Here is a 13,001-nt window from a genome sequence, read left to right as displayed (position 1 = left end):
GAAATTATTGACGGGCAAAACGCGGAGGCATACGTTTCTCAATGCGAGTCGATCTCAGCGGATTAATATCCAAGCCGCCACGACGGGTATAGCGAGCACAAACAGTTAACTCGGTAAATTCCGCCAACTGTTGCAAGTCGCAAAAGATACGCTCGACACAGTGCTCGTGAAAATCCTGGTGTTCGCGGAAGGAAACAATATAAGCCAACAGTGCCTCTCGCTTCAGTGCCGGCCCTTTATAGTCCACAACTACTGTCGCCCAATCCGGTTGTCCCGTTACCGGACAATTACTGCGCAGCAAGTGGCTATAAAGAACCTCACTCACATCTTCCTCACCGCCTTCGAGGGCGAGAAGTGCGGGGTCCGGCTCGTAATTATTCACTTCTATATCGAGATGATCCAGACAATAGCCCTCTGGTTTCTCAGCTGCCAGCGCTGCATCTTCCACATCCATCAGGGTAACGCCGACATTTGCCCCCGCCGCTGCAGAGAGGTCCCGCACCAGGGCATCCTGTACCAATCTCCAGGATTCAAATTTGCTCTGGTTGAAAGAGTTTAAATACAACTTGAAGGATTTTGACTCCACCATGCAGGGGCTTTCCGCAGGAAAACTAAAACGAGCCACCGCCACCTGTGGTTTGCCCCTGGGGTTCAGCCAGGAAAGCTCAAAACCCCACCATTCGTCCTCTCCAAAGAAAGGCATTGCGCCGGCAGAGAGCCCCAACTGGGCTCGGGATACTGAGCGCTGAATTGGATGGAGCAACTTGGGGTTGTAAGTGGATTCGTAGGTGGTCTCCTGCCCCAGGGGGAGGTTTTGCCAGTCTTCTCTTGTCATAAATTTCTCAATGTCTCAGTCGCTTACCGTGGCTCATCAGATAAATGGCCCAGGATGCCAGAAGCGCAATAAATACCAGGACGCCAAAAAATGCCCCGACAACATTAATATCGGAAACACCCAAAATGCCGTAACGGAAGGAGTTCACCATATAAAGAATGGGGTTCAATTTCGACAACCCCTGCCAAAAAGGCGACAGCAGGTCGATAGAGTAAAACACACCTCCCAGGTATGTGAGGGGAGTTAATACAAAGGTCGGAATAATAGAGATAGCATCAAAACTATTGGCAAAAATAGCATTGATAAACCCGGCCAGGGAAAACAGCACCGCTGTCAAAAATACAATCGCTACCGTGACAAAGATGTGCTCTACCGTCAGCGAGGTAAAAAACATCGCTACGAGAGTCACTATCAACCCCACCATTAATCCCCGTGACACGCCACCGAGAACATAGCCCGCCATAATCACCCAATTCGGCGTTGGCGAGACCAAAAGCTCCTCCACACTGCGCTGAAATTTAGCGCTGTAAAAAGACGAAACTACGTTTGCGTAGGAGTTGGTAATCACCGACATCATGATCAAACCCGGCACAACAAACTCGATATACGGATAGCCCCCCATATCACCAATTCGCCGACCAATCAGGGAGCCAAAGATCACAAAGTACAGTGACATAGTGATTACCGGCGGTACCAGGGTCTGCGGCCATATACGCATAAAGCGCCGTACTTCCCGACGGTAAATAGTGCTGAATGATATCCAGATTAATCTGCCCTTCACTCTTCTAGCCCCGACATTTTTTCTTCCGACAACATGGACAGGAACAATTCCTCCAAGCGATTGGCGCGATTGCGCATACTGGTGACTGTGATGCCCTGCCGCTGCAATGACGCAAATACCTCGGTCAGAGATTGTCCCTTTTCAATAGTGACTTCCAGTGAGTGATTGTCCCGCAAACGCCCTTCATAACCGGACAAGTCCGGGCACTCAGTGAAAAATTCCGCGCAATCCAAGATAAAGGTTTCCCGGTTCAGGGTTTTCAGCAGTGACTTTATTGAAGTGTTCTCGACAATAGTGCCCTTGTCGATTATCGCTATATTGCGACAGAGGCTCTCGGCTTCCTCCAGGTAGTGGGTGGTGAGGATAATTGTGGTGCCCTGCTGGTTTATTTTTTCCAGGAAACTCCACATGGAACGCCGCAGTTCTATATCCACTCCGGCTGTGGGTTCATCCAGAATCAGTAATTTCGGCTCGTGAATCAGCGCGCGGGCAATCATCAATCTGCGTTTCATACCACCGGAGAGCATGCGCGCCTGGGTAGCGCGCTTATCCCACAGCCCCAACTGCTTCAGGTATTTCTCAGTGCGTTCTTCAGCCAGTTTGCGCGGCATACCGTAAAAACCGCCCTGGGTAACGACAATGTCGAACACTTTCTCAAACTGGCTGAAGTTAAATTCTTGTGGCACAACACCTAACAGGCGCTTGGCCGCAGCAAAATCGACGTCGATATCCTCACCAAAAATCGACACTGAACCACCGCTTTTGCGCACAAGGGAACAGATGATACCGATGGTAGTGGACTTCCCCGCCCCATTGGGCCCCAGCAGCGCAAAGAAGTCTCCCGGCTGCACGTCAAAACTGATGCCTTTCAGGGCCTGGAAACCATTGTCGTAGGTTTTCTGTAAGTTATGGATCGATAGCGCAGCGCTCATCTTGCACTCCTATAGTGGGGAGCGTTATTCAACGCGCTTGCCCGAATAATTTCAACCTGAGGGGAGCTAGGGTTTTTCATACACGTCACTTGGTGGGATGAACCGGAACTTGCACAAGTCCCGGGCAAAAGTAACCGTGCAGAAGATAAGAATTACTATATCGGAAAAACAAAAAGCCGCTCGACTGAGCGGCTTTTTATTTTTGGAGCGGGAAACCGGGTTCGAACCGGCGACCTCAACCTTGGCAAGGTTGCGCTCTACCAACTGAGCTATTCCCGCAATTGACCCGGTAGCACTGCTACCGGGTCGTATTGGCATCCCCAAGGGGAGTCGAACCCCTGTTACCGCCGTGAAAGGGCGGTGTCCTAGGCCTCTAGACGATGGGGACAGAAACTTGCACTTCGACCTTTCGATCCGGCGCTGCCATGCTGTCCATGGCAATGCCACTGATTTCTCGGTGGCGTGCTCTCCGAGTTGACTAGAGATCATCTCGCAAAGCAGAAAATTGGAGCGGGAAACCGGGTTCGAACCGGCGACCTCAACCTTGGCAAGGTTGCGCTCTACCAACTGAGCTATTCCCGCAATTGACCCGGTAGCACTGCTACCGGGTCGTATTGGCATCCCCAAGGGGAGTCGAACCCCTGTTACCGCCGTGAAAGGGCGGTGTCCTAGGCCTCTAGACGATGGGGACAGAAACTTGCACTTCGACCTTTCGATCCGGTGCTGCCATGCTGTCCATGGCAATGCCACTGATTTCTCGGTGGCGTGCTCTCCGAGTTGACTAGAGATCATCTCGCAAAGCAGAAAATTGGAGCGGGAAACCGGGTTCGAACCGGCGACCTCAACCTTGGCAAGGTTGCGCTCTACCAACTGAGCTATTCCCGCAATTGACCCGGTAGCACTGCTACCGGGTCGTATTGGCATCCCCAAGGGGAGTCGAACCCCTGTTACCGCCGTGAAAGGGCGGTGTCCTAGGCCTCTAGACGATGGGGACAGAAACTTGCACTTCGACCTTTCGATCCGGCGCTGCCATGCTGTCCATGGCAATGCCACTGATTTCTCGGTGGCGTGCTCTCCGAGTTGACTAGAGATCATCTCGCAAAGCAGAAAATTGGAGCGGGAAACCGGGTTCGAACCGGCGACCTCAACCTTGGCAAGGTTGCGCTCTACCAACTGAGCTATTCCCGCGTGGCATCCCCAAGGGGAGTCGAACCCCTGTTACCGCCGTGAAAGGGCGGTGTCCTAGGCCTCTAGACGATGGGGACCCAGAAACCTTCTGTCGTTTCGCTCCACCTTTGAGTGTAGCCCTGCGTCAGAAGTGGGGCGCATTCTATGGATCACCGCTAAACCTGTCAACACTCTTTTTGATTTTTTTTCTTTTGTTGTCAGACACTTACAAAACCCAGCCATTTCTGGAGTGCATTTTAGTACCGCTCTGTGCCAGTTCCCTCGAGCACCAGCGCGTGCAGGTGCAACTCTTCCAGAAATTGGCGGATACGCTTCGCATTGGTACCCAAGTCACTGACCCCGACTCGGGAGCTAGAACGCACATCGACTTTGGAGCCACCACCCACGTCAGCGCTGACCCGTACAACGATATCGTCCGTAAAACCGAGGATCGGTGTTTTCGCTACAGCCTCCAGGTGGCCCCGCTGAGGCTCATAGGAAACCACTTTCCAACCCAGGTCTTCGGCCACTTCAGCAGCGATCTCAGTGGTACGAGCTATCGGGAAGTCCACGTGCAACGGCATTATATCGGCATATATATCCGCCTCCCGCTGCAATTCGGCCACCTTCTCTCCACCGTATTTGGCACTGTTGTCGCCTTTCTGGCGCAACTTCAATACCTCTTGATACTGGGGGGGATTGCGGGTATCGGTACTGATGTCGTGAATTCTTGGCACATCGAAGTTGCCCTTGCCTACGGTTACCAGAGGTATTGCCACCGGCAGCAGTCCGAGCAACGCCGCCCATAGAGCATTGCTGCGCACCAACGGCTTGCTCTTGCTCACTCCCCAAACAAAAACAAACAGGCTTAGTAGCGCAATTGCCAAGGCTGCACCGCCAGAAAACACAAATATTTTGAAAACCACAGAGAAGTGCAGCAACCCGTAACGCAAAGCGGCAGCCGCAAGGACGATCAGCAGTAACAGAATCCACTGCACCCGCAATAGCCAATTACTCCAGTGTGATTCCGTCACTCAGTGTCATCCTCCGTTTCATCACTGCCCTGGTCCAGCTTCACCGATAGAGAGTTCACACAGTAGCGAAGTCCCGTATCGGTGGGACCATCGTCGAACACATGACCGAGATGGGCATCGCACTTACTGCAGCGAATCTCTACACGCTGCATACCGTAGCTGCTGTCAGGCAGCTCCTTCACCGCACCTTCATAATGCTCCGCATCAAAGCTGGGCCAACCACAACGGCTTTCAAACTTTGACTGCGAGCCGAATAAAACCTCGCCACAGCAACGACAACGATAGACGCCATCGTCAAAAACATCCCAATATTCGCCGCTAAACGGCGCCTCTGTCCCACCTTCCCGGCAGACCTCAAACTCCTCATCTGTAAGCTTATCCCGCCAGTAGTTCTCATCCATCTGTTTTGACATACTCTAGTGTTTCCGTAATCAATTGGGGTTTCCGGTCAGGCGTCACTTTGTGGCAATGCCTATATGTATCGGTTCCCGGTTTCCCGCAGGAGTGGTACCTACCGCTGGTGGACATTACCCGGTTTTCGCGCACTGAACTCGCGGCCCTGGGCCGCTCCTGCTCTGCAATAGAGCTTCCAGGTCACCATGAAGGACATCAATAAATCAGAAAAACTGCACGGCGTCTGCTACGAAATTCGCGGCCCCGTGATGGAGCAGGCCCAGCGCATGGAAGAGGAAGGCCACCGCATCCTCAAGCTGAATATTGGCAACCCTGCCCCCTTCGGTTTTAACGCCCCCGACGAGATTATCCAAGACGTCATTCACAATCTCTCTGAGGCACAGGGCTACGTCGAGTCCAAAGGGCTCTTCGCTGCGCGCAAGGCCATTATGCAAGAGTGCCAGACCCTGGGTATCCCGGGTGTCGAGATTAACGATATTTACCTGGGCAACGGCGTCTCCGAACTGATTTCCATGAGCACCCAGGCCCTTCTCAATAATGGCGACGAAATGCTGTTGCCAATGCCCAACTACCCCCTGTGGATGGCCGCCACCAACCTCACCGGCGCCAAGCCGGTTCTCTATCGCTGCGACGAGGAGTCAGGATGGCTGCCTGATATTGAGGATATCAAAGCAAAAATCACCTCAAAAACCCGCGGCATAGTGGTTATCAATCCCAATAACCCCACTGGCGCCGTTTATCCCCGGGAACTACTGGAGGATATTGTCGAGGTTGCCCGCAGTCACAACCTGGTGATCTTCGCCGATGAGATTTATAGCAAGATTCTCTACGACGATGCGGAATTTACCCCTATGGCCAAACTGGCTCCGGACGTGCTCTGCCTGAGTTTTAACGGCCTGTCCAAGTCCTACCGCCTGGCCGGCTTCCGCTCTGGCTGGATGATTATCAGCGGCACCAAACACCGCGCCAAGGGTTTTATCCAGGGGATGGAAATACTCTCTTCAATGCGCCTGTGCGGCAATGTACCCGCCATGTTCGCCGTGCAAACTGCGCTCGGTGGCTACCAGAGTATTAACGATTTAGTCCTGCCCGGCGGGCGCCTGCGCCAACAGCGAGATATGGCCCACCGCATGCTCAATGACATTCCCGGTGTGAGCTGTGTCAAACCTAGCGGTGCTATCTACTTGTTTCCCAAGCTGCATCTGGATCATCATAAGATCGAAAATGACGAGCAACTGGTGCTGGATTTCCTGCGCCAGGAAAAAATACTACTGGCCCAAGGCAGTGCCTTCCACTGGGATGCACCGGACCACCTGCGCATTGTCTTCCTGCCCCGTGCCGACGACTTATCGCATGCGATGGAACGCCTGGGCGACTTTTTGGAGCGATATTCCTGCTGATGCTGGACGATTTACATATTCACGATTTTTACCGGGATGCCGGCAGGGTACTGCTGGCAATGTTTAATCAATTCCCGGTACCGGCAACCGTTTACGTGGAAGATATTTCCGGCCCTGACTCACCGGATGAGTACGGGCTGCACTCCCCCCGCCATTTAGCCTGCCTGGGATCCATGACCTGGCTTAAGCAGAGTGGCTATATCAGCTTTTCCCAGCTGGTGCGCCAGGAGGCGATGGAGGATGCGGTATTAACCCACAAGGGTTTCCTGCTAATGATTAATGCCGGGGCTGAGTCCGGGCAGAGCAACGCCCAGTTGCTCAACAGCGCTGTGCGCGAGGGATCATCAGACCAGTTGCAGGCGCTGATGGAGCGCTTGATGCGGGAGTTTGCCGCGCTTTAATGCGCGGCATTGGCAATCGCTATTACTGGGATTGGCGACGATATTTAACGTGCAGCATTTTTAAGGCAGCATCCGGGTCCCGATCAGGGAAATCCGGGTTCTGCTCCAAGCGCGCTACAACTTCATAACCGCTGTCAGATCCGAGGATTAACTCTCTAAACTGGGCTTCGCTGTGCCGGGGCGAGTTGATTACCATCAGCAGATCCGCCTCAGCGGCGAGACAAGCGGGCAGCTGCCTCAGCAACTTTTCATAATTCTGGCTGACATCGAAGCGACCTTTCTGTCGTGTCGGCGGATCGACAATGCCCAGGTCAAAGGGGCCGCGACGGTCGAAGCGCTTGAATTGACGCAGTGCATCGAATTGCAGGAACTGAACCCCTTTGAGCGACAGCCCATTAACCTCGTGATTTTCCCGTCCGCGATTTAAAACACCGCGATTGACATCCACATTGACAATATCGATATCACCTGCCGCTCGCGCGACCGCAGAAAAGGCACAGGTGAAAGCGAAAAGATTGAGCATTTTTGCCGACGTCTGCCCGGCTCTTGCACGCACCTGCTCTTCAAGCCAGGCCCTGCCCGGCTCAATATCCAGGAAGAAACCCACATTTTGTCGATCAAACGTGAGGGGGAATTTAAGGTCTCCACGCTGCGCGACCGGGTCTGTTACCGGCTCTCCGAAGTGCCACTGTAAAGGTGCCCCAGGGAGATAGCGTCGCTGCGCAGCGACACCCTGATAGCCTCGCGCCTCGGCCATTTGCCAGAGTTTTTTACACAGCTCTACTTCACCTTCATATTCTTCAAAAAAAGTCACTAACAAAGCGGGGATAAAGCTGTCGACGCAAACCTGCTCCAAGCCCTCATAGCTGCGACCCCGGCCGTGAAAAAAACGGCGGCTGTCGACAACATTTTGCCCTAATTTATTTTCTACCTGCTCCAGCAGTAACTGCCAATCTGCACTCATCGCTTATTGAATATCCCCGTTACTCAGTGGATAAAGAATGGCATCCCGGTAGCCGGTAACCACTCGAATAAAACCACTCCACCGTTTATCAAGCTTGGGGTTACCGCTATCGATTAATAGCGGGCGCCCATGCAATTCCGTAATTTTTGTCTTAGTCGCAACCACGATTAAATTATCGCGCCCAACGCGCCGCAGTACATTGGCTGACAATTGTTGGTTACCCCGGCCAATTAAATGACCCTGGCCACCAATGGCGGTGAGAATGATTTTTACCGGCCCGCTGTGATCAGCGATGGCCTGTTCAATTTGCGGCGCACTGACATCCAACTGCAACAACTGGCCATCCAGTAATAAATCCACCCCCAACAGTGTCCCCTCACAGCCCAACTCGCTGAGGATTGCCAATGTAGTAGAGCCTGGGCCAACGACATACAGGGTTTGCGGGTCCAGGTCTTCGGTAATCTCTGCGGCGATATCCGCAACTGCCAGCTCTTCCACTTCGCGGCCGGCATTTTTTACCGCCTGTAAAAACTGGCCTTCCTGGGGCACCAGCAACTCGCCGTAGTAACGCGTGGTTACCCGCCCACTGCGGAATGACTGCTCATCAATATCCCGCACTTCACGCTCAGCGAGGTCCACCAGCTGCCCCGCCATCAGACGGCGCAAAACCTCACCACCCGCTTTAGGGGAAATCGCAAAACAGGCGGAGTGCATTTTCACTCCGGCGGGAATACCCAGCACCGGGAAATTATCCCCCAGGGCATTGACGATATTTCTCGCAGTGCCGTCACCGCCAATAAAAACAATGAGGTCTGCACCATTGTTGCGGATAGTAGCTGCTGCACGCTCTGTATCTTCCGGGGAGGATGGCGAGCACTCGGCCACGCCCACTTCACAGACAGAAAAACCGAGTTTACGCGCTGTACTGGCCCCCATATCGCCGGCAAAGCACAGGATTTCCAGCTCATCCTTATAGGGTTTTAACTCTTCAAGAGCCAGCGCCGCACGCTGATTTGCCTGGGGTTCAATACCTGCGTCCAGCGCGCGTTGCACCGTTTCGGCACCATCGCTCCCCTTGAGACCCGCCGGGCCACCAATGCCAGCCCAGGGGTTAATAATTAAACCAAGCTTTTTTACTTGTTTACTTAACTGCACGCCAACCCCAACACTTCCAGTTGCCGCTTCTCTTCGTCACCCAAAGTCTGGGCTGAAGTTTTGTAGTGACTGAACTCCAGGCGCTCGGGGTACTCTTTACGCAGCAAATCAAAAGCCTTCTCCATCGGCACATCATCTGCTGCAGCCGCGCGCAGGCGGCGATCGTCCGCGCGGGGGTTGTACATCTGCAACAGTAATTCTTCTGCTGAGTCTCCCCTGATCTCTTTAGAGGTAACAGCCGGCTGACATTCCGCAGACATAGGTGCAATACCCAATTCCCGGCACAGGGCCTCGCGAATCATACGGGTGCCAGCCAGCTTCCCATCCAGGCTGTAACCGGCAATATGCGGTGTCCCCAGGTCAACATGCTGCAATAATTCAGTATCGATATCCGGTTCGTTCTCCCATACGTCCAGTACGGAAGTAAAACGCTTGCCCCGCTGGATTTCCGCCAGCAGTGCCCGGTTGTCAACAACCCCACCCCGGCCAGCGCTAATCAGTACGCTGCCATCGCGAAGCTGGCGCAACTGCTCTGCTCCAATCATATGGAAACTGGGGTAGGTACCGCCCTTAACCAGCGGTGCGTGAAGGCAAACAATATCCTGACTCAGCACCTTTGCCAGCTCACTCGCATCCGGGTTTTCCGGTAGCCAGGGATCGTAAACTGCGCAGGAAACCCCGAGGGCATGCAAGCGCTGTTGCAATAATCCACCCACATTGCCGCAGCCCACTATGCCGAAGCTGCGCCCATGCCAGTCAATTTCCAGTGCGGCCAGGGTGCAGAAAACATACTGCACCACGGAGTTGGCATTGCAGCCAGGCGCGGCGCTCCAGAAGATCTCATTGCGCTCCAACCACTGGGTGTCCAGGTGATCAGTGCCTATGGTGCAGCTGCCAACAAAGCGCACCCGGGTCCCCTCCAGCAGGCTTTGATCAACCTGGGTGACCGAGCGCACCAACAAAATATCTGCATCAATTAATTGTTCTCGGCTCAAGGTGCGGCCGTGGTAGCGCTCCAGCGTTCCCAGATCACCGAAATACTCCTCCAACGCAGGAATATTCTCATCGGCGACAATTTTTAATCCCGCACTCTGTGCAGCGCTATCCGTCATGTAAGTTCTCCATCAACACCCACTAAGGTGCGTTCAATCTTCTTGCTCAGGCCGCCGATACCAAATTCCTCCGCCAGGGCACGGGCCAGATAGACATCTACCGGCTGTGGGCGCAAATCTGCCAGTTTTATATCCAGGGGAACCCGCTCCTCAAGACTGGTCAGGCGCTTGGCGAGGTGCAGCTGCTCTTCGTATTCCTCTATCCGGGCCACCAATCCCTTGGCTCCGCGAATGGGCATTGTGGCAAGGGTATCGAGCTGCTCCAGCAACATTTCTATAGTGTCGAATGTCTCTAACAGGCGTGCCGCTGTCTTTGGGCCAACGCCGGGTATCCCGGGAATATCATCGCTAGTGTCTCCCACCAGGGCCAGATAGTCGGGAATCTGCTCCGGGCGCACACCGAACTTTTCCCGTACGCCTTCGCCATCCAGGTGCCGGTCGTTGGCAAAATCCCACAGGGATACAGCACCCCGAGCCAGCAGCTGCCCCAGATCCTTGTCCCGGCTCACGACCACTGGGTTATGCCGGTGCAGCTTCCGGGTTAACGTGGCCAGTATGTCATCGGCCTCGTAGCGCTCACTGGAAAAGCTGGCAATACCCAGTACCTCAGCCATTTCCCGGCACGCCGCGAGCTGGAAAGCCAGGGCTTCATCGGGCAGTGCGCGACTGCACTTATAGTCCGGGTAAATCTCATTGCGAAAACAGCTTCCCAATGATTCGTCGAAGGCGCAGGCAATATAGCCCGGTTGTCGCGCCAACATATCCAACAGGAAGTTAGTAAAGCCGTAAACGGCTTCAGTGGGGTAGCCACTGCGACTCTCCCAATTGGGCGGCAGCGCAAAGTAGTAGCGAAAAATATATACCGATGCGTCTATGAGATAACTATTCAAGAGAGATCCGCCAATTGGTAGCTGCCCCGATCAAAAGGATTGGGACAACCGAATTCCTTCATCAGGGCTTCGGCGAATGCACAGGCCCGAGGGTTGGGCCGGGTATCACAATAGTCCAGAACTTGCTGCCAGATGGCCTTTTTAAACGGGTCGCTGGCGCCCAATCCATTCTCCAGATTGTCGGCGCTTACGCGGAACTTGAGTCCGCAAGCCCGTGCAAAGATCCATTCAAGGGCCTGTGGCTTGACCTCTACCTGCTCGAACTCAGCCTGCTGGTCGGCACTGCGACCATCCGGCGCATACCAGTAACCGTAATCTGGCAACTGCCGCCGGGCCTCTCCGGCGACACACCAGTGCGCGACTTCATGCAAAGCGCTGGCGGCATAGTCCAGGGTGAACTCTACCTGGTGGTAGGGTTGACCTTCCCCCCTGGGCCGGTAATAGGGCTCGCAAAAGCCCCCGCGAAGTCGGGTATTGAGCCCATTTGGGTCTGAAAAACAGTGATCGAAGACTCTGACGATACGATCAGCCATTGGCAGTTTCGTAGGAACAGAAGCCATTTCTGCGGTTGCAACAGGCAAGGCGTTCTCCGGGATACCTCAAAGGCGGGGACTATATCAACGCCTGCGCCCCGATCAAAGCGCAGGCGCTTGCGGGGCGCAAAAGGCGCTGGTTGTATTTCGGCAAATCAACATATACCTTTAGGAACAGGGATGCCGCAGAGGGCGTGTCCTTCTAGCGTCTCCCCGAGGAGGGAATTAAAGCAATCAAACACCCTCCTGCCCCAGTCTTCCTTCAGAGGTAGGGCATTTCGCTGTCGCACCTTCATCTGACGTGGAGACGGTATACAACCGGCCCTGCAAGGAGGTGTTCCATGACAGACCACAGCATCAACAATGTGGTTGACCTCTTCACCGGCGAGCCCATCGAAACTTCTGCGGACAGGCGCTTTATTCGTCTTTCGCCGGAGCTAGACGGCTTGGAAATGCTCTACTCCAACAACTCCAGCGGCACAGATCTATATAGCCTGAAAGTTTTATGCTGGGGTCTCAAAGCAAATGGCGAGGTCGTAGGCCTCGTTCCCTGGTTAAACACCATAGTGGCCTGTCCCGACATCAAGGACCCTCTCGACGGACGCTTTGAGGGCTACTATGACCCCGGCATCGAGGAAATCTTCCATCAGCCCCCCATTCACAAGATCGTCGAGCTGGAGACTGCGGCGGAATACTTTGAATACGAGAGCAATAAAGCTGAGGAAGTACTCCAGGAGATCCCCGACACCATCGGCACCCACGCTGTGTTTATGGATGAACAGCGCGAGAACCTGACACTGATTGAGGTCGTCAGCTGGAGGTTGCACGCCGACGGGGATATTCACGGCATGCTAATAGACCACGATATTGTTGAAACCACTCCGGTTTTACCGGGGGATCACTGCCTGTACCCCGCGCAGGAGAGCGAGGGATTCCGGTACTTTTTCCAACACCATATCGCTAACAAAATTAAATCCGAGGACCCCGAAGCCCTGGCCGCTATCGCTGCCCTGGTGACAGCTCCCTAGGGACTGTTGGGTCTTAATATTCAGGAGTGTGCCAGCCCCCGCCAATGGCATGGGGGCTGGAGCAACCGCGACCCGCTATTCCGCTTTTTTAATCCAGTAGACAAATTCGTCATTTTCCTCTGCGTGCTGTACCAGCTCATATCCAAGAAATTGGCAGAACTTGGGCACATCCCGCTGAGTGGAGGGGTCGGTAGCAACCATTTTCAACACTTCACCATCGGCGACATTGCGCACCGCTGAATGCAGCATCATGACGGGTTCCGGGCACAGGAGGCCACGGGCATCTAAGGTGTGATCTGACTTCATAGGTATCATTGTGCGCAATTTTACCGCCGTCGTCATCTCCAGAGGCATG

14 protein-coding genes and 8 tRNA genes are annotated in these 13,001 nt (G+C 54.1%); 3 read left to right on the top strand and 19 right to left on the bottom strand.

The window, feature by feature from the left end:
* Positions 1-4: 4 nt before the first annotated feature.
* The 13 genes from queF to msrB all read right to left on the bottom strand — a co-directional run bounded on the left by queF (position 5) and on the right by msrB (position 5,162).
* A complete protein-coding gene (queF, locus tag ACJJI4_RS05250) occupies positions 5-835 on the bottom strand; it encodes an NADPH-dependent 7-cyano-7-deazaguanine reductase QueF (protein ID WP_444927316.1) in 831 nt (276 codons plus the stop codon).
* A gap of 7 nt (positions 836-842) precedes the next feature.
* Positions 843-1,616: an ABC transporter permease gene (locus tag ACJJI4_RS05245; RefSeq protein ID WP_413665084.1), complete on the bottom strand. Its 774-nt coding sequence runs from the start codon at positions 1,614-1,616 to the stop codon at positions 843-845.
* Positions 1,613-2,548, bottom strand: coding sequence for an ABC transporter ATP-binding protein (locus ACJJI4_RS05240; RefSeq protein WP_282933543.1), 936 nt, complete (start codon positions 2,546-2,548; stop codon positions 1,613-1,615). Before ACJJI4_RS05240 ends, ACJJI4_RS05245 begins: the two co-directional genes overlap by 4 nt.
* Before the next feature lie 203 nt (positions 2,549-2,751).
* A tRNA-Gly gene (locus ACJJI4_RS05235) sits at positions 2,752-2,827 on the bottom strand.
* A 33-nt stretch (positions 2,828-2,860) separates the two neighbouring features.
* Positions 2,861-2,936: transfer RNA gene (locus ACJJI4_RS05230), tRNA-Glu, on the bottom strand.
* A gap of 118 nt (positions 2,937-3,054) precedes the next feature.
* A tRNA-Gly gene (locus tag ACJJI4_RS05225) sits at positions 3,055-3,130 on the bottom strand.
* A 33-nt stretch (positions 3,131-3,163) separates the two neighbouring features.
* A tRNA-Glu gene (locus tag ACJJI4_RS05220) sits at positions 3,164-3,239 on the bottom strand.
* Positions 3,240-3,357: 118 nt separating this feature from the next.
* Positions 3,358-3,433: transfer RNA gene (locus ACJJI4_RS05215), tRNA-Gly, on the bottom strand.
* 33 nt (positions 3,434-3,466) lie between these two features.
* Positions 3,467-3,542: transfer RNA gene (locus ACJJI4_RS05210), tRNA-Glu, on the bottom strand.
* 118 nt (positions 3,543-3,660) lie between these two features.
* Positions 3,661-3,736 (bottom strand) — tRNA-Gly (locus tag ACJJI4_RS05205).
* 1 nt (position 3,737) lies between these two features.
* A tRNA-Glu gene (locus ACJJI4_RS05200) sits at positions 3,738-3,813 on the bottom strand.
* 159 nt (positions 3,814-3,972) lie between these two features.
* Positions 3,973-4,749 (bottom strand): DUF1499 domain-containing protein, encoded by a 777-nt coding sequence (locus tag ACJJI4_RS05195; RefSeq protein ID WP_444927315.1) that lies wholly within the window; start codon positions 4,747-4,749, stop codon positions 3,973-3,975.
* Positions 4,746-5,162, bottom strand: a complete 417-nt coding sequence (gene msrB, locus ACJJI4_RS05190; protein ID WP_444927314.1) for a peptide-methionine (R)-S-oxide reductase MsrB — start codon at positions 5,160-5,162, stop codon at positions 4,746-4,748. Before msrB ends, ACJJI4_RS05195 begins: the two co-directional genes overlap by 4 nt.
* A gap of 186 nt (positions 5,163-5,348) precedes the next feature.
* Here msrB and ACJJI4_RS05185 point away from each other — a divergent pair, with 186 nt between their 5' ends.
* Both ACJJI4_RS05185 and ACJJI4_RS05180 read left to right on the top strand, forming a co-directional pair.
* Entirely contained in the window at positions 5,349-6,563 is a 1,215-nt protein-coding gene (locus ACJJI4_RS05185; RefSeq protein WP_444927313.1) for a pyridoxal phosphate-dependent aminotransferase, read from the top strand.
* Positions 6,563-6,964 carry a hypothetical protein gene (locus ACJJI4_RS05180; protein WP_444927312.1) on the top strand — a complete coding sequence of 134 codons (402 nt, stop codon included), beginning with the start codon at positions 6,563-6,565 and terminating at the stop codon, positions 6,962-6,964. Before ACJJI4_RS05185 ends, ACJJI4_RS05180 begins: the two co-directional genes overlap by 1 nt.
* 22 nt (positions 6,965-6,986) lie before the next feature.
* Here the strand turns inward: ACJJI4_RS05180 and ACJJI4_RS05175 are convergent, their stop codons facing one another.
* The 5 genes from ACJJI4_RS05175 to ACJJI4_RS05155 are packed head-to-tail and all read right to left on the bottom strand — an operon-like array spanning position 6,987 to position 11,666.
* On the bottom strand, positions 6,987-7,928 hold the full coding sequence (locus tag ACJJI4_RS05175) for a class I SAM-dependent methyltransferase (protein WP_444927311.1): 942 nt from the start codon (positions 7,926-7,928) through the stop codon (positions 6,987-6,989).
* Positions 7,929-7,931: 3 nt separating this feature from the next.
* Entirely contained in the window at positions 7,932-9,083 is a 1,152-nt protein-coding gene (locus ACJJI4_RS05170; protein WP_444894415.1) for an ATP-NAD kinase family protein, read from the bottom strand.
* Complete coding sequence (locus tag ACJJI4_RS05165) at positions 9,074-10,195, bottom strand: 4-phosphoerythronate dehydrogenase (protein ID WP_444927310.1); 1,122 nt, start codon at positions 10,193-10,195, stop codon at positions 9,074-9,076. The genes ACJJI4_RS05170 and ACJJI4_RS05165 overlap by 10 nt, the downstream gene beginning before the upstream one ends.
* The gene (locus tag ACJJI4_RS05160) at positions 10,192-11,085 is read right to left on the bottom strand and encodes a 5'-3' exonuclease (RefSeq protein WP_444927309.1); all 894 of its coding nucleotides are present in this window, start codon (positions 11,083-11,085) and stop codon (positions 10,192-10,194) included. The genes ACJJI4_RS05165 and ACJJI4_RS05160 overlap by 4 nt, the downstream gene beginning before the upstream one ends.
* Positions 11,082-11,666, bottom strand: a complete 585-nt coding sequence (locus ACJJI4_RS05155) for an elongation factor P hydroxylase (RefSeq protein ID WP_413665060.1) — start codon at positions 11,664-11,666, stop codon at positions 11,082-11,084. Before ACJJI4_RS05155 ends, ACJJI4_RS05160 begins: the two co-directional genes overlap by 4 nt.
* A 293-nt stretch (positions 11,667-11,959) precedes the next feature.
* Between ACJJI4_RS05155 and ACJJI4_RS05150 the strand changes: the two genes are divergently transcribed.
* Entirely contained in the window at positions 11,960-12,646 is a 687-nt protein-coding gene (locus tag ACJJI4_RS05150; RefSeq protein ID WP_444905848.1) for a hypothetical protein, read from the top strand.
* A 75-nt stretch (positions 12,647-12,721) separates the two neighbouring features.
* Here ACJJI4_RS05150 and tusA read toward each other — a convergent pair whose 3' ends face one another.
* Entirely contained in the window at positions 12,722-12,952 is a 231-nt protein-coding gene (gene tusA / locus ACJJI4_RS05145) for a sulfurtransferase TusA (protein ID WP_282933554.1), read from the bottom strand.
* Between the last annotated feature and the right edge of the window lie 49 nt (positions 12,953-13,001).

Source organism: Microbulbifer maximicatervae (SeqCode) (assembly GCF_052467305.1).
This window is presented reverse-complemented; position numbering and strand designations above follow the sequence as displayed.

Coding starts and splice junctions, on each gene's coding strand:
- ACJJI4_RS05175 (WP_444927311.1), bottom strand. CDS start 7,928: ATGAGTGCAGATTGGCAGTTACTGCTGGAGCAGGTAGAAAATAAATTA.
- ACJJI4_RS05240 (WP_282933543.1), bottom strand. CDS start 2,548: ATGAGCGCTGCGCTATCGATCCATAACTTACAGAAAACCTACGACAAT.
- tusA (WP_282933554.1), bottom strand. CDS start 12,952: ATGAAGTCAGATCACACCTTAGATGCCCGTGGCCTCCTGTGCCCGGAA.
- queF (WP_444927316.1), bottom strand. CDS start 835: ATGACAAGAGAAGACTGGCAAAACCTCCCCCTGGGGCAGGAGACCACC.
- ACJJI4_RS05185 (WP_444927313.1), top strand. CDS start 5,349: ATGAAGGACATCAATAAATCAGAAAAACTGCACGGCGTCTGCTACGAA.
- ACJJI4_RS05150 (WP_444905848.1), top strand. CDS start 11,960: ATGACAGACCACAGCATCAACAATGTGGTTGACCTCTTCACCGGCGAG.
- msrB (WP_444927314.1), bottom strand. CDS start 5,162: ATGTCAAAACAGATGGATGAGAACTACTGGCGGGATAAGCTTACAGAT.
- ACJJI4_RS05180 (WP_444927312.1), top strand. CDS start 6,563: ATGCTGGACGATTTACATATTCACGATTTTTACCGGGATGCCGGCAGG.
- ACJJI4_RS05165 (WP_444927310.1), bottom strand. CDS start 10,195: ATGACGGATAGCGCTGCACAGAGTGCGGGATTAAAAATTGTCGCCGAT.